The 19,763-nt window shown below is 66.3% G+C and carries 12 protein-coding genes; 2 read left to right on the top strand and 10 right to left on the bottom strand.

Annotated features, from left to right (window positions below; genetic code table 11):
• Positions 1-305: 305 nt before the first annotated feature.
• The 5 genes from hflC to DYQ94_RS00040 all read right to left on the bottom strand — a co-directional run bounded on the left by hflC (position 306) and on the right by DYQ94_RS00040 (position 5,194).
• A complete protein-coding gene (gene hflC, locus DYQ94_RS00060) occupies positions 306-1,169 on the bottom strand; it encodes a protease modulator HflC (protein WP_039523939.1) in 864 nt (287 codons plus the stop codon).
• The gene (hflK, locus tag DYQ94_RS00055; protein WP_126965155.1) at positions 1,169-2,308 is read right to left on the bottom strand and encodes an FtsH protease activity modulator HflK; all 1,140 of its coding nucleotides are present in this window, start codon (positions 2,306-2,308) and stop codon (positions 1,169-1,171) included. Before hflK ends, hflC begins: the two co-directional genes overlap by 1 nt.
• Before the next feature lie 463 nt (positions 2,309-2,771).
• Positions 2,772-3,158: a twitching motility response regulator PilH gene (gene pilH, locus DYQ94_RS00050; RefSeq protein WP_024938599.1), complete on the bottom strand. Its 387-nt coding sequence runs from the start codon at positions 3,156-3,158 to the stop codon at positions 2,772-2,774.
• Between the two features lie 522 nt (positions 3,159-3,680).
• Complete coding sequence (locus DYQ94_RS00045; RefSeq protein WP_054590856.1) at positions 3,681-4,577, bottom strand: DnaJ C-terminal domain-containing protein; 897 nt, start codon at positions 4,575-4,577, stop codon at positions 3,681-3,683.
• A gap of 140 nt (positions 4,578-4,717) precedes the next feature.
• The gene (locus tag DYQ94_RS00040; protein ID WP_016903925.1) at positions 4,718-5,194 is read right to left on the bottom strand and encodes an Hsp20/alpha crystallin family protein; all 477 of its coding nucleotides are present in this window, start codon (positions 5,192-5,194) and stop codon (positions 4,718-4,720) included.
• 162 nt (positions 5,195-5,356) lie between these two features.
• Here DYQ94_RS00040 and DYQ94_RS00035 point away from each other — a divergent pair, with 162 nt between their 5' ends.
• Together DYQ94_RS00035 and DYQ94_RS00030 are read left to right on the top strand one after the other, a co-directional pair.
• Positions 5,357-5,839, top strand: a complete 483-nt coding sequence (locus DYQ94_RS00035; RefSeq protein WP_016903926.1) for a peroxiredoxin — start codon at positions 5,357-5,359, stop codon at positions 5,837-5,839.
• 43 nt (positions 5,840-5,882) lie between these two features.
• Positions 5,883-6,443, top strand: a complete 561-nt coding sequence (locus DYQ94_RS00030) for a ferritin-like domain-containing protein (protein WP_024938597.1) — start codon at positions 5,883-5,885, stop codon at positions 6,441-6,443.
• Positions 6,444-6,715: 272 nt separating this feature from the next.
• Here DYQ94_RS00030 and pbpC read toward each other — a convergent pair whose 3' ends face one another.
• The 5 genes from pbpC to DYQ94_RS00005 form a co-directional block, all read right to left on the bottom strand.
• Entirely contained in the window at positions 6,716-9,136 is a 2,421-nt protein-coding gene (pbpC, locus tag DYQ94_RS00025; RefSeq protein ID WP_126965156.1) for a penicillin-binding protein 1C, read from the bottom strand.
• A gap of 111 nt (positions 9,137-9,247) precedes the next feature.
• A complete protein-coding gene (locus DYQ94_RS00020; protein ID WP_181126459.1) occupies positions 9,248-10,024 on the bottom strand; it encodes a CPBP family glutamic-type intramembrane protease in 777 nt (258 codons plus the stop codon).
• A 131-nt stretch (positions 10,025-10,155) separates the two neighbouring features.
• Positions 10,156-11,103, bottom strand: coding sequence for a glycerophosphodiester phosphodiesterase family protein (locus DYQ94_RS00015; protein WP_160954644.1), 948 nt, complete (start codon positions 11,101-11,103; stop codon positions 10,156-10,158).
• Between the two features lie 158 nt (positions 11,104-11,261).
• The gene (locus DYQ94_RS00010; protein ID WP_126965158.1) at positions 11,262-14,216 is read right to left on the bottom strand and encodes a TonB-dependent receptor; all 2,955 of its coding nucleotides are present in this window, start codon (positions 14,214-14,216) and stop codon (positions 11,262-11,264) included.
• 346 nt (positions 14,217-14,562) lie between these two features.
• Entirely contained in the window at positions 14,563-19,464 is a 4,902-nt protein-coding gene (locus tag DYQ94_RS00005) for an alpha-2-macroglobulin family protein (RefSeq protein ID WP_184428970.1), read from the bottom strand.
• Between the last annotated feature and the right edge of the window lie 299 nt (positions 19,465-19,763).

Below are 19,763 nucleotides of genomic sequence, written 5' to 3'. Positions count from 1 at the left end.
GCCTTACCGGGCATGCCCGTCGCGCCCGGGTGCGCTCCTACCGGGCCGAGTCTAGTCAACACTACGGGAGAGGCGCTCCAGGCAGTTGGATTCCAGACGTGACCATCAGCATCGCAGTGCACGAAGCGCCGTGCGCCCGATCCATCGGCTGACGCACGCCCTGCGTAGGAGCGCACCTGGGCGCGATCGCCTTACCGGGCATGCCCGTCGCGCCCGGGTGCGCTCCTACGGTGGGGGCGCGGCAGTGAAAGGCACATACGACAACGCCCGCATTCCGCGGGCGTTGTCGATTCAGCGCAGAGCGATCAACGATCGCTCTTGAGGTACTGCAGGAACGGGTCGTTCTTGTCCAGCACCACCACGCCGTTGCCGTCGGTCATGGAGCCGCGATAGGCCTCCAGGCTGCGATAGAACGCGTAGAACGACGGATCCTTGGCACCGGCCTGGCCGTAGATGCGGGCGGCGTCGGCATCCCCTTCGCCGCGCAGCTTCTGCGCATCGCGCTCGGCGTCGGCCACGATCACGGTGGACTCGCGGTCGGCCTGGGCGCGGATGGTCAGGGCCTGCTCCTCGCCTTCGGCGCGCAGCTTGCTGGCTTCCTGCTTGCGCTGGGCGCGCATGCGCTCGTAGACGTCGGTGATGACCTGGCTGTCGGTCGGCAGGTCGATCTGCTTGATGCGCAGGTCGGTGATCTGCATGCCCAGGCCCTTGATCGCGCCGTTGATGCCCTTGAGCTGGTTGGCGATCAACTCGCTGCGGTCGCCGGAGACCAGCTGCTGCAGGGTGCGCGAGTTGATCTGGTTGCGCAGCGAGTCGGTGATGATCGGGGCCAGGCGCGAATTGGCCACCGACTCCTCACCACCGGTGGCGCGATAGAACGCCCGCACATCGGAGATGTAGCCGATGGCGAAGAAGTCTACGCTGACGTCTTTCTGCTCGGCGGTGAAGTAGCGCGCCGGGGCGGTGTCCAGCACCTGGAAGCGGCGATCGAACACGCGCACCGATTCCACCACCGGGATCTTGAAGTGCAGGCCGGGCTTGAGGTCGGCACGCACCACGCGGCCCAGGTTGAGCACCATGGCGGTCTGGTCCTCGCGCACCACGAACACCGAGCCCATCAGGGTCAGCAACACGGCGACGATCAGGCCGATGACTAGCGAATTCTTCATTATTCGGTTCCCTCACGGCCGGTCGGGCGCGGGCCGCGCTCCGGATTGCGGATGCCCTCGCTGCCGCCACTGGTTTGCGGCGGATTCAACAGCACATCCTGCGGCACCATCGACGGCATGCTGCCGTTGCCCGCAGTGCCGCTGTTGCTGGCGGACTTGCTGGCGTCGGCCGGCAGCGGCACATAGATGACCTGGCGGCCATCGCTGCCGATCACCTTGCGGTTCTCCGACAGCACCTTCTGCACGGTTTCCAGCCACAGGCGCTTGCGCGTGACCTCGGGGGCATTGGCGTACTGCTCCTGCAACAGCGTGAAGCGATCGGCGTCGCCCTCGGCCTTGGAGATCACCGCCTGCTTGTAGCCTTCGGCGCCGGTCCGGGTGCGCGCGCCCTGGCCGCGTGCCTCGGGCACCACCTTGGCGGCGTAGGCCTGGGCTTCGTTGATCAGGCGCTCGCGCACCTGCTGAGCGCCGTTGACCTCGTCGAAGGCCGGCTTCACTTCTTCCGGCGGACGCGCGTCCGGCAGGGTCACACCGGTGACGGACAGCCCTGTGTTGTAGGCATCCAGTGCCGCCTGCAGGCGGTCCTTGGAGGCGATGGCCAGCGGGCCGCGATTGTTGAGCACGGTATTGAGGTCGGAACGACCCACCTGCTCACGCACGGCGCTTTGCGCGGCTTGCTCCAACACCAGGTCGGCATTGCGCGAACCGAACAGGTATTTGCGCGGGTCGCTGATCTGGTACTGCACGTTGAGCGAGACGTTGACGATGTTCTCGTCGCGGGTCAGCACCGGCACCTGGTTGCTGAAGGTCTTGATCTCGGTGGCGTTGACCTTGCGCACCGACTCGACCGGCCAGGGCAGCTTGAAGTTGGGGCCGGGCTGCAGGATGCGCGAGAACTGGCCGAAGCGCAGCACCACGCCACGCTGCTGCTCGCCGATGAGCTGGAAGCTGGAGAACAGCACCATCAGCACCACCGCGACCAGAATCCAGCGCCCCACGCTGCCATCGAACAGCTCCTTCAACGGGGCGGGCAGATTGCCCCAGCCACCACCGTTGCCACCACCGCGCGGGCCCCAGGACCTGCGACGGTTGGGGTCCGGGCCGTCTCCGCCCTTGTTGCCGGGTGTGTTCCAGGCCATGCACGCTCCATGATCGAGGGGCTGTGCGGGCCAGTCCCGCAGTGCCGCCGTGTTGTGTGATTCGATGATTCTACTAGATGGGGCAGACCGACCGTTTTGAAAGGCCCCGATTGGCACATCCCGGTTTAGCCGCTGGGGTGGATCGGGCGGCGACGCATCGGGCGACAGCAGGGCCCGGTCCGGTCCATGCGCGTGTCGACGCGGTCCCGGGGGCCGGAAAGGCGCGCATGTGATGACCTTGGCGTTGGGAGCAGGCAAGGCCGGAGGTGAGCGGCCTTCGATGCGCGTTGCTGCCGGTGACCGCGTGATGCGGGCAGGCCCGCGGCGCCAACCGGTCTACCGATTCCACGCTGCGCGAAGCTGGATCAAGCAGGCCTTCGTCGATCGCACCGGCCGCGGTCAACGCGTCGGCTTATCGCACTGCGGAGCGAACCCGCGCCCCGGTCGCACCTCGCCGGCGCGCTTAGACGGTCGGCGGTTCGTCTTTCTGGTTGAACACGCGCTCCATCACTTCCAGCAACTCGTCTTCGGAAAACGGCTTAGTGATGTAGGCGCGTGCGCCCTGGCGCATGCCCCACATGCGATCGGTGTCCTGGTCCTTGGTGGTCACCAGGATCACCGGGATGTGCTGAGTGGTCGGCTCGCGCTTGAGCGTGCGCGTGGCCTGGAAGCCGTTGAGGTTGGGCATCACCACATCCATCAGCACCAGATCCGGCAACGAGGACTTGGCCGCTTCCACGCCGGCGGCACCATCGGTTGCGGTGATGGTTTCATGCCCCAGCTTCTCGACGATGCGCTGAATCCCCAGCAGCTGCGACGGCGAGTCGTCGACGATCAGAATGCGTGCCATGTGTTTCCCCTAGTGTGCGCGGCGAGTGTAGTGCGCCGGCCGCGCTTTCGGTAGCTGGGCCAGGCGGTGCGCCCGGCGATGCTGTTGCGACGTGCGATCCGGTGGCGCGTTGCGGTTGCCCTGGTCAACGCGTACTACGTTGCACAGGGGGCAACTGGATTCAACAACGTTGCAGAAGGTCGTTCACCGTTGCATCGCGTGCATGCTGCCTTCCCCTGATCCCTCACCACAGGAAAGGCGATTGCTCCCTTCTCCCACCCGGAGAAGGTGGCGCAAAGCGCCGGATGAGGGGACGGCAGAGATCCAATGCCGCAGATCGACGCTGACGGTGCACCGCTCGTCCGCCGCCCCCCACCGCGATCCCTCCCTCGAAAATGTCGGCTGCTCCCTTCTCCCACCGGGAGAAGGTGGCGCAAAGCGCCGGATGAGGGGACGGCGGCGATTCAACGCCGCAGATCGACGTTCACTGGCACACCACCTGCCTGCCGAACCCTCACCCATTTCCCGCTCGACCCACGCGGCCTACACCGATTCGCCGAACGCCTTGGCCAGATTGCGGTAGGCCTTCTTCTGCGCATCGTCGGTGGGGGCCGGGGCCAGGATTTCCAGCTCCACGATCTGGTCGCCCGGCGTGGTGCCCGGCAGGCCGCGGCCGCGCAGGCGCAGCTTGCGCCCGGCGTCCGAGTCGGCCGGCACCTTCAACTCCACCGACCCGCCCAGGGTCGGCACGCTGATGGTGGTGCCCAGTGCCGCCTGCCAGGGCATGACCTGCAGGGTGTACAGGATGTTGCGCCCGTCCACCTCGAACTGCGGGTGCGCGGCGTATTCGATCTCCAGCAGCAGGTTGCCGCCGCCGTTGCCCTGCCCGCTCAGGCGGATCACCTGGCCGGGCTGCACGCCCTTGGGCACGCGCACATCCAGCTGCTTGCCGTTGATGGTGATGCGCACGCTGTCGCCCGCATACACCGCTTCCAACGGCACTGCCAGCTTGGCGCGGGTGTCGCCGCGCGCCTGCGGACCCGCGCCTGCACCAGGGCCGGCGCCCGGACCACGCGGACGGCCGCCGCGCTGGCCGGCGAACAGGCTTTCGAAGAAATCGCTGAAGCCGCCACCGGCGCCGCCGTTGCCGAACACTTCCTCGTAGTCGTAGCCCTGCCCACCGCCGTAGCTGGGCGGGGCCTGGAACTCGTCGCCCGGGCGGAAGCCCTGCGCCTTGAGCTGGTCGTAGGCCTTGCGCTTGGCCGGGTCGCGCAGCGCCTCGTAGGCTTCGTTGATCGCCTTGAACTTGTCTTCGGCGCCGGCCTCCTTGCTGACGTCGGGGTGGTACTTGCGCGCCAGCCGGCGGTAGGCGGTCTTGATCTCCGCATCGCCCGCGCTGGGCTCCACGCCCAGCGTTGCGTAGTAATCCTTGAATTCCATCTAATCACCTCTGAAAAAAACGGCCCGCAGCCGAGGCCACGAGCCAGTCATATCGCAGCCGGGCGGGCAACCGCACCTATTCTACGGTGCGGTTGCCGCCGGGAAGCGAAGCATGCCGCTCCGCTCCAGGTTTTGCTGCCTTACTGCACCGTATTGCCGGCCGGGTCCTGGCCGTTGCCGACCTGGATGCGGCGCGGGGTGGCCGCCGGGCGCTTGGGGATGCGGATTTCCAGCACACCGTTGTGCCCGGTCGCGGTGATGCCGTCGGGGTCGGCACTGTCGGGCAGCGCAAAGCGGCGGTGGAAGCTGCCGTAGCGGCGCTCGATGCGCGAGAAGCGCTCGGTCTCGGTGCTGGACTCGCCCTTGCGCTCGCCCTTGATCGACAGGATGCCCTTGTCCATCTGCACCTCGATCTGGCCGGGGTCGATGCCCGGCAGGTCCGCATACAGCACGAAGTGGTTGGCCTCTTCCTTGATGTCCACGCGCGGCACCCACTGCGCGGTCACCACCGCCGATTCGTCGGTGTCGCCGTTCTGCTCGAAGAAACGGTCGAACACGTGCTTGATCTCGTTTTGCAGCGCATGGGTGGGCCACTGGGGATAACGAACGATGTTCATTGCGAGCCTCCAAAAGGTTGGGTGAGGGGCCGGCTGCCGCGGCGCGCGCCGTTGCGCCGGCCATGTGCGTCAGATAGGCGTGCCGCTGTGGATTTCAAGCGCGTTGACGCGCTTTTCCCTCGCCCCTTTCTAGACTTCGTTCAGCCGCAGGAGCCCCGCCCCATGACCATCCACGTTGGTGACCGCATTCCCGAAGTCGTGCTCAAGCGCCTGCGCGAGGGCATCGAGGCGGTGGACACCCACAGCCTGTTCGCCGGCCGCAAGGTGCTGCTGTTCGCGGTGCCGGGCGCCTTTACCCCGACCTGCTCGGCCAAGCACCTGCCGGGCTATGTGGAGCACTTCGACGCATTCCGCAAACGCGGCATCGAAGTGCTGTGCACCGCGGTCAACGACCCGTTCGTGATGCAGGCCTGGGGCCGCAGCCAGCTGATCCCCGACGGCCTGCACCTGCTGCCCGACGGCAACGCCGAACTGGCCCGCGCACTGGGCCTGGAGATCGACGCCAGCGGCTCGGGCATGGGCCTGCGCTCGCGCCGCTACGCACTGTATGCCGACGACGCCGTGGTCAAGGCCTTGTTCGTCGAAGAACCCGGCGAATTCAAGGTGTCCGCCGCCGATTACGTACTGCAGCACCTGCCCGATTGATGCATTGATTCCCCCCAACCACTCAGAAGGAAACCGGCCAGCCATGTCTAACCAGCCAGCCAAGCAACTCCCCGACGGCATCACCGATACCGCCACCTTGCGTAGCCGCGCACGCCAGAGCATCGAAGACGGTGCCATCACCGAGAGCTACCACGCCGACCGCGAGGCGGTGATCGAGCTGCTCAACACCGCACTGGCCACCGAATACGTGTGCACCCTGCGGTATTACCGCCACTACTTCATGGCCAAGGGCATGCTTGCCGACGCGGTCAAGGGCGAGTTCCTGGAGCATGCGCAGCAGGAACAGGCGCACGCACACAGGCTCGCCGAGCGCATCGTGCAGCTGGGCGGCGAACCGGACCTCAATCCGGACACGCTGACCAAGCGCTCGCATGCCGAATACAAGGAAGGCAGCGACCTGCGCGACATGGTCAAGGAAAACCTGATCGCCGAGCGCATCGCCATCGACAGCTACCGCGAGATGATCGATTTCATCGGCGACAAGGACACCACCACCAAGCGCATCCTGGAAGACATCCTGGCGCAGGAAGAAGAGCACGCCGACGAGTTCGCCGACCTGCTGGAAGGCTGGATCGGCGAGTGAGCCGAGCGATTGCAATGCAGCGATGGAGCGTTGCGAGCGATGATCGGTATCGACATTCACACTGAAGTTGAAAGTTGAAATCGACTCGATGATTTAAGCAGACAGGGCGCCTTGAGCGCCCTGTCTGTTTTGTGTGCCGCAGGATGCTGTGTGGTTGCCTGCGGCGGTAGGAGCGCACCCGGGCGCGACGGGGCATTCCCTGTAACGCTTCATCGCGCCCAGGTGCGCTCCTACGGGTGTGTGCACGCTGGTCGGGCGCAGCACGTGCGCGGTCAGCGCAATACGCGAAAGCGCAGCTGCGTCCAGGCACCATCGCTGGCCATTGCGGTGAGCGTATGCGTGCCGACCTCGGCAAATTCGCGCTGAAATCCCTGGCGTCCGTTGGTCTGTGCGATCCAGCGGCCATCCAGCAACCAGTCGATGCGCGCGTCGCTGCCCAGGGCACGCAGTTGCAGGCGCACCGGACGCGAGGTGGCGTTGGCACGCGCCAGCGTGGCGCGATCGCTCAGCCCGTCGATACGCAGCACACCGCCCCCGGTCATGCGCCCATCGGGCAGACAGTCCGGCGCAAGTGGCGGCAGCTGCGCAGCATTGCGCTCGGCTGTGCTGAGCCAGGGCGAGACCAATGCCGGCCAGCGCGCCACTGCATGCGGCACGCGCTCATGCGCCTGGCTGCACTCCTGCGACAGCCGCTGGCCACTACGCGCATCCACATCGAAATGCAGCTGTCCGCTTTGCCATAGCCGTGCGTCGCGCTCGGCAAAGGTGGGAGGCACTGCGCCATCGAGCACGTAGGCGTCGGCGCGGCGTGCGCATTGTGCCGGTGGTGTCTGATCGGCCGCGCCGCCGAGCGGCCAGCAGATGTCCAGCGCCTGCACGGTGGCTGGCATCGGCACCGGCGCGCTATCGCCGGCGCTGCGCGGCAAGGCATCGATGACTTCGAACATCAGCGGCAGCGCGGTGACGGCGCCGTACTGGCCCGGCAGCGGCGTACCGTCCGGACGCCCCACCCACACCCCGACCGTGTAGCGACGCGTGCCGCCGATCGCCCAGGCATCGCGGTAGCCGTAGCTGGTGCCGGTCTTCCAGGCCACGCCCGGGCGCGTGGCGGTGTCGAAGGTGCCGCTGCCGTACCCGGGGCGCGGATTGCTTTGCAGGATCTCGCGCACGATCCAGGCCGCGCCCGGCGACATCAGCCGGCGCTCGATGCGCGGATCGTCCGGCGTATAGCGCACGCGCCCGGCGATGCCGCCGCGATTGAGCGCCGCAAATGCACCGACCAGTTCCTGCAATTGCGCGCCTGTGCCACCCAGGATCAATGCCAGATTGGGCACGCTGCCGTGCGCAAAGCGCAGCTCGATCCCGGCATTGGACAGCCGCGCAGCAAACCGCGCCGAGCCGATCCGGTCGAGCAGGTCCACCGCAGGCACGTTCAGTGACAACCGCAACGCCGTCGCCGCGCTCACCGGCCCATTGAAGGCCGCATCGAAATTGCCTGGCCGATAACTGCCAAAACTCTGCGGCGCATCCACCAACAGGCTTTCGGAGTGGATCAACCCATCGTCCAACGCCATGCCGTACAGGAACGGCTTGAGTGTGGAACCGGGCGAGCGCCAGGCCTGCACCATGTCCACATGCCCCAGCCGCTTGCGATCGCCGAAGCTGGCCGAGCCCACGTATGCGCGCGCTTCCATGGTGGCGTTGTCCACCACCAGCAATGCCGCGGAGGTGCGCTCGGGCAGCTGCGAAAAGTATGTCGTGACGCGTTCTTCCAGGGTGCGCTGCAGCTCCACATCCAGCGTGGTCACGATGCGTGCCGCGCGCGGTTGCGCGCTGTGCAACCGCTGCGCGAGCAGCGCCGCATGCAACGGCGGTTTGAGCGAGCGCGTCACCACCGGCTCGATCCGCGCATCGTCCACCTGCGCGCGCGACCACACGCCCAGCTCCACCATGCGATCGAGCACCTTGTCGCGCGCGCGTTGCGCGGCCTCGGGATGGCGATCCGGGCGCAGGCGGCTGGGCGATTGCGGCAACACCGCCAGCAACGCAGCTTCGGCCTGCGACAAGGCCCTGGCCGGCTTGCCCAGGTACGCCCAGCTGGCCGCTTCCACGCCTTCGATGGTGCCGCCATAGGGCGCGCGCTCCAGATACAGCGTCAGAATCTCGCGCTTGCTCAGGTGCGCTTCCAGCTGCAGCGCGCGCAGCAGCTGCTTGGCCTTGCCCCACGGCGTGCGCGTATGCGGATCCAGGATGCGCGCCACCTGCATGGTCAGCGTCGAACCGCCGGAGACGATGCGCCCCTGCCCGATCCATTGCCCGCCGGCACGCAGCAGGCCCCACGGGTTGACTCCGGGATGGCGCCAGAACCAGCGGTCCTCGTAATTGAGCAGCGCCTGCAGATACAGCGGCGACACACTCTGCGGGCTGGCCGGATAACGCCACACCCCGTTGCGGTCGGCGAACGCGCGCAGCGGCGTGCCATCGCGTGCCACCACCAGCGTGGAGGTGTCCCGTGATTTGGGCAGTGGCAGTGGGAAGGCCAGGTCCAGCAGCAACACCGCAGACAACAGTGCCACGGCGCTCCAGCGTAGCCATGTCAACCAGCGCCGGCCACGCCGAGCAACGCCCTCCTTGCCAGCGACGCGTTCCTGCGTCTGGTCGATCCTTGCCTGCGCGTGCTGCTGCTCATCCATCCTGCCAAGGATGCAGGGCAAAACGCATTTCGGCCACCATCGCGCGCGGCAAGCTGCGGCGTTGAGCGATCAACGTGACTGTACGCTCCTGCTTGCGCGACGACAGGTGCGCTAGCCCACCACGTCCGCGTGCGGCGAGCGACGCGGCCTTACGAACAGCCGCAGCAACCCCATCGCCAGGAATACCGCAGACAGGCGCAACGCAATGCCGAGCCAGCCGCTGGCCGCCGAATCGGAGATCGCAAAGACCGTCCAGGCCGCGTTGAGCGAGACATGCAACACCCAGCCGCTCCAGATCGTGTAGCCATCCTGCGCGTCCACGATGGCAAACAGCAGCGCACCGATACCGGTAATGGCGAAGATCAATAACGCCTCGCCACCTCCACCGCCGGCCCCGAGCCAATGCACACCGCCAAACACAACCGCCTGCACCAGCGCGGCGATTGCCGGACGCCAGGCCAGCGCACGGCAGGCAAAGACGAAGCCGAAACCGCGAAACACGATTTCTTCCGCTAGCGGAAACAGCAGTGCCAACCAGAGCAGGCCAAGCAGATCGTCGGTACCGACCGAGCTGGACTGCGTCCACAGCCCCAGCCAACACGGCAGTGTGGCCAGCAACGTCAGCGCCGGGCCGCGCAAGCCGTTCCAACGCAACCCCAGACGCGCCGCGAGCTCGCCTGGCATGCCAGGACGCAGCAATGCCGCTGCGACGAGCACGACCACTACGCTGAGCAGATTGTCGAGAATCCCACCGCCGTAAGGCACCGGAATTTTCGGGATTGGAAAACCAAGGGCCTTGGCCACATCACGCACCTGCAGCGCGACCAGCAGCACCAACAACCAGACGACATGCGGCGTGAGTCGGCGCAGGGATGTATCGAGCGGCATGCAGACGCCCTTGCGTGCAAACGAACGCTGACTATAACGGCAACACCACCGCCGCAGTTCCACGGATCACATTGCGCGGCGACATCCGCTCCCGTCGCAGGCCAGCTGCATGCGATGATGCAACGCGACGCTCACGGCTGCTCCAGCGACGCGCGATAGCGCAGCAAGGCTTCTGGCGCATCGGTCTGGATGATCGACACGCCCTCGCGGTACAGGCGGCCCCACACCTTGTCGGGATCGCGCTCGGCATCGGCGTCGCCGCCGTAGCCGGCGATGAAGCCGTCCCACAGCGAGTTGACCATCAGCCGCACCTTGTGTGCCTTGCTCACTGCAACCAATGCCGGCAATTGCGCTGCCGACATCTTGGGCAGCTCGAACGCGACCGGATGCGCGTTGCGTGTCTGCGCAGTGGCGATCGCGGCCAGGTCGGCAGTGCCATGGGCGTTGATCAGGATCGGGAAGAAATACACCTTGTCGAACGGCAGCATCGCCGCCAGCGGCGGCGTGGCGATGCCGGCTTCGGCCTTGACGATCACCTGGTGCTGCATGCCGGCACGGGCAACCGCATCGACCACCTGCACGTAAATCGCATCCTTGACGTCCAGGTTGAGCAGGATGTGGCCCTTGGACCTGGCCAGCATCTGCTCGAGCGTGACCACGCGTTGATCGGTCAGCGGCGCCTGCGCGCCACCTTCGTCGCTGCGCAGCCGCAATTTTTGCAGGTCGGCCAAGGTCAGCTCGGACAGCTTGCCGGTGCCGTCGGTGGTGCGGTCCACGGTGGCGTCGTGCAGCATCACCAGGGTGCCGTCGGCGGCACGCCGCACATCGGTCTCCATCACGTCGGCACCGATGGCGATGCAGCGCTCCAGCGCGGCCAGCGAGTTCTCCGGTGCGCTGTCCTTGAAACCATGATCAGGCGCCGGCGCATGGCAACCGCGATGAGCCACCACCACGATGCCGCCGTCAGGATTGGTCAGCCGGGCCTGGATTGCGGCCACGCCGGTGGGCGCCGCGCTCGCATGGGTGGCCAGTGCCGCGCACAGCATGGCCGCGACGGTGGCAGCAGTACGTAAGCTCATCGAACAACTCCACTATGAAGGGGTTAAAAGAACCATTGCGCTACCGTCAGGTGAGCGCGGTCGGCACGCGGCATGGTCTCTGCCAGGTGCACATCTGGATTTCCACGCACTGCACGTACCTACCTGGGGCTCTGCTTGTCATGCCAGCTTCGCCGCGCCTAGAACGTCGGCGTAAAGCGCAAGCCGAACCAATACGTCGTGGGCACCGAATAACTGTCCTTGAGCAGGTTCTGCCCGGGGCCGGTCACGCTGGTGATGCGGCTGGGGGTGAGGTTGCTGACTTGGCCGATCAGGCTGAGCTGTTTGCTGATCGCATAGGTCGCGGTGAAATCCAGCTGCGAACGCGGCGACCAATACAGGTCCTGCCAGTCGATATTGCTGACGATGGCACGCAAGGCCTTGCCCTGACGATTGTAGGCCGCGCGCAGCTCCAGTCCGCCGCTGTTGTAGAACAGCGTGGCATTGGCGGTGTAGTCGGGCTGCCCGACCAGGTTGTCGAGCTTGCGCTCGCGCTGGCTCATATTGCTGCCGCTGCCAACGCTGTAGGGCACATCCAGGCTGCCATCGAGCACCGCAAAATTTGCACTGAAACCGACCCCACTCAGCCACGGCGCGATCGGCGCCAGGGTGTTGACGATGCCGTTGAACTCCACCCCGCGGATACGCGCCTTGGCGGCATTGGCCGGCGTGCTGATCAGCGCGTTGGCGTAGGTGGTGCCGTCGAACGTGAAGCTGTCGGTGCGCGACAGCGTAAAGATCTCGTCCTGGATGCGCTTATCGAACACGGCCGTGGACGCGAACGCATCGAAGTCGCCAGGCAGGCGCCATTCCAGCGACAGATCCAGGTTGTTGGACACGCGCGGCTTGATGTCCGGGTTACCGATGGTGACGGTGACGCCTTGCGCATTCGGGTTGCCGGCATCGGCCGTGTTGACGAAGCCGATCGAGGTGCGCGCCGCGTACGCATCGTATGGCGGGCGGCCGAGCGTACGGCTTGCGCCGGCGCGCAGGTCCAATGCATCGGTCAGGTGGTAGGTCATGATGGCCGAGGGCAGCAGATAGTGGTAATCGGCACTGGTCGGGTTATCGACATACACATAGCGGTTGGTCGCGGCATCCAGCTGCCGCTGGCGGCCGACCGTATCGAGCCTGGTGCTGTCGAAATGCAGACCGCCCTGCACATTGAAACGCTCGCTGCGATAGCTGATCAGGCCATAGCTGCCGAAGGTCTTTTCGGTATGGGTGAAGTTGTCCTGATTGCTGAAGGCCTGCTGGTCGGTGCTGTTGAACGCGCTCAACGGCGTTGCAGCCAATGCGCGATTGGCCTTGTCTGGATCGATGGTGATCAGGTTCAGGCCGGCGTAGCGCATCGGCGCCCGGCCGGTACCCGCCACATCGGCCAGGCCAAACGCCGGCGCACTGGTATTGGGCTGATATTCGACGCGATAGATGTCGTAGGACGGTTTGTCGGTGGTGTACGACACGCCTGCGGCAAAGCCGATCCCCTGATCGCTCTCGCCCTGGTTGAAACCGTAATCCAGCCGGCCGGTGAGGATGCGATCGGCGGCAGTGCGTTTGTAGTCCGGGCGCCAGTACGACAGGCTGTAGTTGCCCAGATCGTTGTAGGCCTGCGGCGACACCCCGAAGCGCTGATCGAAGCCGGAGGTGTCGTAGTTGAATGCGTAGTTGGGCGTGGCATTGATGGTCACACCGCTGCCGGTCTGGCCCACCGGTACCGCTGCGGCGCGGGTGATGCCGGTGGCGTACTTGATCATGCGGATCGGCTCGTCGTAGGTCGCATCCGACCACGCGCCGCGCGCGGAGAACTGTTGCCGATCGGTGGGCCGCCAGATCGTGCCCAGCTGCGCGACCTTGGTACGTGTGGTGACGATCTGGTTCGAGTAACCCACCTCGATATCGCCGCCGGGATAGCTGCCGGAGCTGGCAGTCTGATTGAACACCTGGCCACGGTTGCGCGGGTCGATGATGACCTCGTTGCGCTCCATGTTGTCCTTGAAATAGTAGTAGCCGGCCGTTGCATAGGCTTCCAGTGCGGCACTGGGATGCACTTCGAACTTGCCGGTGACGCCATAGCGGTCGCGCTGGTTCTGCACGTACCAGTACTTGTCCTGCTGCGGCACCGCCCAGCCATTGCCGAGATTGGCACCGGTCTGCAGCTCGCCGTTGTTGTCGTAGAACCCGTAATGCACCGTGTCGGTGGTCATATGGGTTTCGGTGTAGCTGCTCAGCGTCTGGTAGTTGGCCGACAGGGTGACCCCGTACTGCTGCTCGCTGCCGAAGGTGCGGCTGCCGGTGGCGTTCAAGCGGTAGCCGGGGTCGTCCTGGTCGCGCGGCTTGCCGACATCGTTGGCGTGGCCGAGCGCCGCTTCGGCACTGAAGAAGGGCTTGCCGCCGTTTTCGAAGGCGCTGCGTGTCTTGAGGTTGATCGCCCCGCCCGTTGCGTTGGGGTCTAGGTCGGGCGTGAAGGTCTTGACCACCTGCAACTCGCTGACCATCGACGCCGGCAGCAGGTCCAGACGCACGCCGCGGGTAATCGAGCCGAGCGTGCCGTTCGGCGTGCCGGGCGAGGCAATGGTCAGCCCATCGATGGTGACGTTGTTGTAGGACGGGCCCAGGCCGCGCAGTACCGGTGTGGCGGCCTCGTCGCGCGGATGCTCGTTGTCGGTGGCCGGCAATACCGACAGGCCGGGCACGCGGCGCAGCGCTTCGACGATGGTGCTGTCGGGCAAGGCGCGCACATCGGTGGCGCTGATCACATCGGTGATATTGGTTGCCGCGCGCTTGCTTTCCACCGCAGCGGCATTGGCACGGCGCACGCCGGTGACCTGCATGGCATCCAATGTCTGCACGCCGGAGCTGGCGGATGCGGCATCAGTCGAGGCTTTGGCGACTGGCGACGACGAATTGCATGCTGCGGCGGGCGTTACCGCAGTGGATATGGTCCCCACTGCGTCTGCAGGCATTGCAGCCGACGAGGTCTGCGCTACCGCGTTGGAAGAGTCGAAGGCCTGCGCCTGCACGCCCGAACAACAGGCGGTGATGGCGATGGCAAGAACAGACAGGTGCGAACGGTACACATCAGAGCGCTGCATGGAGTCCCGAGATCGCGCAGCAAGGGCGCCACGCCTGTGAGAAAGCACCCCACCGTAGCCACTGAAAATGACCCTTGCGTGTCGCGCGCATCGCATCGAAAAGACAGTGCGCAACGATGTCGCGGCCTGCGAAGCAGGCAACCGGCGACCGGCAAAATTCTTCGGTACGGGGCTTCAAATGCCCCCCATCCGCCCTTCGGGCGCCTTCCCCAGCACGCGGGAGAAGGAACGCATCTGATCGCAGTGCGGCGGTTGAGCCCCTCTCCCGCCTGCGGGAGAGGGGTTGGGATGAGGGGAGGCTTCTGGCATAGGAGCATGCCCCTACACCAGAAACTTCAACGCCATCCTACGGCTGCACCACCGTCATCGTCGCTGGCGTGCTGCGCCCCACGCCGCGCAGCTCCGGGCGGTACATGTCTTCCACCAACGATGGCGGCACCGTGTAGGTGCCCGGGGTGACTGCGCGCACCAGGTAATACAACTGCGCCTTGCTGCCCGAGGACAGCGCCAGCGCGGCCACATAGCGGTCGTCGCGGAACTCTTCGTGCTTGACGTCGGCGGCGCTGGAACGCTCGCTGATGCCGATGCCGTCCACCACCACATCGGCCCATTGCTTGGCATCGCCGAGATTGAAGTTCTCGATCTCCAGGCCGGCCGGCAGCAGGTCGGTCAGCAGCGCGTCCGGCATGTCGCTGTTGGCGGTGATGGTGACGCGCACGATCAGCGCTTCGCCTTCCTTCAATGCACGCGGGGTCCACGGTTTGCCGTCGGTGGTGTACCAGCTGCGCTCCACGCTGAGGTTGCGCGTGTCCGGCTCCGGTGCGCTGCGCGGGATGCCGGCCACTTCCAGGCTGGCGTACATAGGTGCCTCGCCCTGCGGTGCGAACTGCACGCCGCGCGCCAGGGCGGCGCTGTCGAAACTGCGCCCGAACAGGCGTGCCGGCGCAATCTCCTGCGTCTCGCCGCCAACAGTCAAGGTGCCGGACACCTGCTTGCCCTGCCCGACCATCAAGGCCTTGCCCAAGCGCGCCAGCGCCACCTGCTCCTGCGTGCTCAGCCACAGCCAGCCGGTGGCGCGGCGTGCATCCAGCGCGCGGCCCAATGCCACTGCGCGGGTGTCGTACTCGGGCTTGGACAAGCCACGCTCGTGCAGCAGCGCCATCATCAAGGCATCGTCGCGGATCGCGCTGCCGTAATCGGCGAAGTACGGCGGCCGCTCGCTGCTGTCCTTGGCAAAACCCGCCTTGATTGCCGCCTGCCCACGCTTGGTGTCGCCCTGCAGCGACAATGCCGCGCCCAGATGCACCAGCGACAAGCCGGTCAATGCCTTGTCGCGCTGGTTGTCGTACAACGCGCGCAGCGTGCCCAGCGGGGCGCGGTTGACGCGTGCCAACACATAGCCGGACCAGGCCTGGTTGGCGAACTTCAGGCTATCGCGGCGGTCCTGCCCGTAGAACTCGTTGCCACCGGACAGCAGGTCCTCGCTGAGCCGATTGAGCGCCTTCTGCAGCACGTTGTCGGGCACCGCAAAACCGGCGTCCTTGGCGTCGAGCAGGAACTCGGCGATGTACGGGGTCAGGCCCGGATTGACGTAACCGTCGTCGCCCCACATCGAAAAATGCCCGCTGGCGATCTGCATCGAGGCCAGGCGACCGAATGCGCCTTCCATGCGCTCGCGGCGCTTGGCCGCCTCCAGCCCCTTGGTGCCCAGTGCCCTGGCGGTGGCATCGTCGAGCAAGAGCGCGGCGTAACCCTTGCTGGTGGTCTGCTCGGCGCAGCCATACGGATAGTCCAACGCACCCTGCAGGGCGCTGGCGAAGGGAATCGGCGGCAGCGGGCTGACCACCATGCGCGCGGTCACCGAGCCGGCCATCAGGCCATCGGCAAAGCCACTGTCCAGGGTGATCGGCGCCAGCGGATCGAGCACGCGCGTCTGCGCACGCAACACCTGCGGCCAGCCGGCACGCACCGGCAGGTCGTAGCTGCGGTCGGCCTTGAAGCCGTTGCCGTCCACACGCACGCGCACCTTGGCCACGCTATAGCCTTCGGTGGCGCTCAGCGGGAAGCTCAGCGTCTGCTTGGCATCCACACCGAGCTTGACGCTGCGCGCCGCCTCGGCGATGGCCAGCGGGCCGATCCCGTCCACGCGCACATTGAACTCGCCCGGCTTGCCGGTGAAGTTCTGCACATCCAGCGTCACCGTGCTGCGGTCGCCCGGCGCCATCACGCGCGGCATGCTGGCCTCGGCCAGGATCGGGGCACGCACCACGGTTTCCACCGCGTGGTTGCCGAACCGCGTATCCGAATACACCAACGCCGACACCCGCAGCGTGCCGTTGAAATCCGGCACCGGCAGTTGCACGCGCGCATCGCCCTTGGCATCGAGCTTCACCGAGCCGGAGAACAGGTCCACGGTCTGCACGCGCGCGGTCGGGCGCTTGGCCTGCGGCAAGGCTTCCAGCGCCATGTCGCCGCCGAACTTGAGCTTGCCGCTGGCGCCTTCGAAGCTCTCGATCACGCGGCCGTAGATGTCGTAGGCATCGGTGCCCAGACGACGCTGCGCGAAGAACTGCGCGTTGGCATCGGGCACCGGGAAGCGGGTGATGTTGAGGATGCCCACGTCCACCGCCGAGATGGTCACGTGCGCCGCCTTGCCGGCCAGCTCGGGCACGCTCACCGTCACCGGCAACGCCTGCTCGGGGCGCATCTGCTTGGGCGCGGCCAGGCCCACCGCCACGCGTCGCGCCTTGCGGTCCATCGGTACATACGCCACGCCCACCGCGCGCGCCGGGGTGATCTTGCTCGGCGCACTGCCGCCGCGGAACACCAACGCGGTGACGTAGACATCGTGGCGTTCCCACGCGTCGGTCACCGGAATTTCGAAGCTGCTGCCCGGCTTGACGTCGATGTCCTGCACGTACAGCAGCTTGTCGCTTTCCACCAGCAGCACGCCCTTGCCGGCATGCGGCGGGGTCAGCGTGACGGTGAGCGTGTCGCCGGCACGATAGGCGGTCTTGTCCAAGGCCAGCTTGACCTTGTCCGGGCGCGCGTCCAGGCCGCGGTTTTCGTCGTTCCAGCTCCAGCCGGCACGGAACGGGTAGCGCGTGGTCAGCCCGGTGGACGGGTCGAACACATCCAGGCGGTACTCGCCCCACTCCACCGGGACCTCGAGCTTGGCGTTGCCGCCGGCGATGTCGAGCGTGCGCGTGTCCTTGTTCTCGAAGCGGCGGGTGAAGTCGTAATCCCAGTGGTCGTCGGTGTAGTTCCAGTGGTAGTCGCGCAGCTCGCGCACCAGCGTGGCCTTCAGGCCCTTGGCCGGTTGCGGCTTGCCATCGGCATCCACGCGGGTGATTTCGAAGCGCGCGGTGCCGTTGGCGTCGGTGCCGTCCTTGTCGTCGAACAGGGGACGCACGCCGACCAGCGCCTTGGCCGGCCACAGCACGCGCTTGACGCTGCGGGTGACGGTGCGCCCGCCGGTCTCGTATACGCTGCCCGAGACCACCGCCGCAATCGTGCTGACCGGCTTGGCTTCGGCAGGCAGCGCGATGTCTTCGCGCAATACGCCATCGCTGCCGAACTCGGTGTCGATCACGTCCTTGGCGTCGCGCGGCAGCTCCAGCGTGGGGTCGCCGAAGAACCAGCCCGGCAAGGACTCGAGCGGATGCTGCTCGACGCTGACCGCAAGCTTGGCGGTGAAACGGTTACCGTCGGCCGGCGCGCCGTACAGGTATGCGGCATTGGCGACCAGCGTGAACGGCTGGCCGGGGCTCAGGGTCTTTTGGGTGCTGTCCAGATCCAGCTTCATGCGCTCGGGCAGGAACTCTTCCACGCGCACGGTCATCCCCTGCACGGCGTCCTTGCTGGCCGGATCGGTGCGGAATTCCACCTGCCAGCGGCCGGTCGGCGCATCGGCCGGAATCTGCTGGCTGAACTCGAAATAGCCCTGCTCACCCGGCTGCAGCTTGGTCTCGCGGAAGGTCTTGCCGTCCGGCTGCTTGAGGCGCAGGAACACCGGCTGCGGCTTGGTCGGCTTGCCGTCGTTGTCGCGCAGGATCGCCGACACGCGCATGGTCTCGCCAGGGCGATACAGGTCGCGGCTGGCCCAGGCGAACACGTCGAACCAGGCGCTCTCGCGCCCGGCCACTGCGAATTCGCTCAAATCCAGCGCCGGCTGGTTGAACGGCAGCACCGAGATATCGGTCTTGCTGCGCGCCACCAGCACGTGGCCGGCATCGAGCGTGTAGTTGAGCAGCGCATTGCCGTTGCCGTCGGTGGCACCCTTGAGGAACAGCTCGCCCTTGGCATCGAGGACGCGCACTTCCACGTTTTTGATCGGCTCGCCGCTCTGCAGCGAGGCGGTGTGCACGAACAGCTTGTCCTTGTAGGCGCGCGTGTGCAGGCCGATGTCGCTGACGGTGAAGAACGCGGTGTCGAAACCATTGTCGAAACTGCCGGCACGCTTCATCACCGCAAAATACAGGCCCGGCTCCTGCAGTTCCTTGATGTCCTGCGTGGGCAGGTAGGTCAGCACGCGCTCGTTCTGCTTGCCGCCGAGAATGAAACGATTGACGTAGACCGGGTCGGCCAGCTTGGACAACGGCTGCTTGTCGTTATATTCGCTCTCCAGCTCCCAGCTGCCGCGACGACCGCCGCGCTGGAACTGCTGGAAGAACGCGGGCAGCGACTTCTCGCGCACGCGCAGGAACTCCACGTCCACTTCCGGTACGTTGACCGACACCACCGGCAGACCGCGGCTCTCGCGTGCCGGCAGCACGCTGCCTTGTGAAGCGAACCCGGCCACTGGCTTGAGCGCGCCGGTGTAGACCTTCTGCTTGAGCGGCTTTCCCAGGCGGCTGCCATCGGCGGCCAGCAGGTTGGCGTCGACCAGGACGGTGTAGTCCTTGGCCGCTTCCACGTACGGGTAGCGCAGCGTCTTGCCGTCGTCGGACAGCGTCCAGCTGCTGTCGCCGGTGCCGACTTTTTCCTCGAAACGCACCAGCGCATCGAAGTCCTGCGTCCCCACCAACGGCCGCGAGAATTCCAGCGCCAGCGACAGGCCGTCGCTGGTCTGGTCGGGATAGGCGCGCGCCAGCGCGAAACCGGTGATGGCCTGCTTGTCGGCCTTGATCGCCTCGCCACTGGCGGCAGGCAGCTGGCCGCTTTCGTTGCGCTTGCACGCCACCGCGCCGATCGCCACGCCCAGCAAGACCACCCACAGCAACATGCGCCGCGTGCCCGACCACGTCATCCCTGATTCCCGGCTGTCCATTCGCACTACCCCATGACTGAGGACGCAAGTATAGCGATGCCGTTCACGTCAACGATGGTGGTATGGGGCGATGCAAGGACTTGCCGATGGGCGGCGATGACGCGCCACCGGGCCAGCGCTGCGATTGCACCGGCGCGCCCGACCAGTGGTGAGCGCAATGGTTTGACACCGGCCCATGGCAGGCCGCTGAGTTGCGGCTTGGCTGCGGGGCCCTTGCCCGCCCACCATCGCAGGACACGCCGCAAGTACGTCCATGTAGGCTCTTACGCGGCATCCAT

This window comes from Xanthomonas sp. LMG 8993 (assembly GCF_009835065.2).
Lineage (GTDB): Bacteria > Pseudomonadota > Gammaproteobacteria > Xanthomonadales > Xanthomonadaceae > Xanthomonas > Xanthomonas arboricola.
The sequence above is the reverse complement of the archived record's forward strand: the minus strand, read 5'-3'. Positions and strand labels throughout refer to the sequence as shown.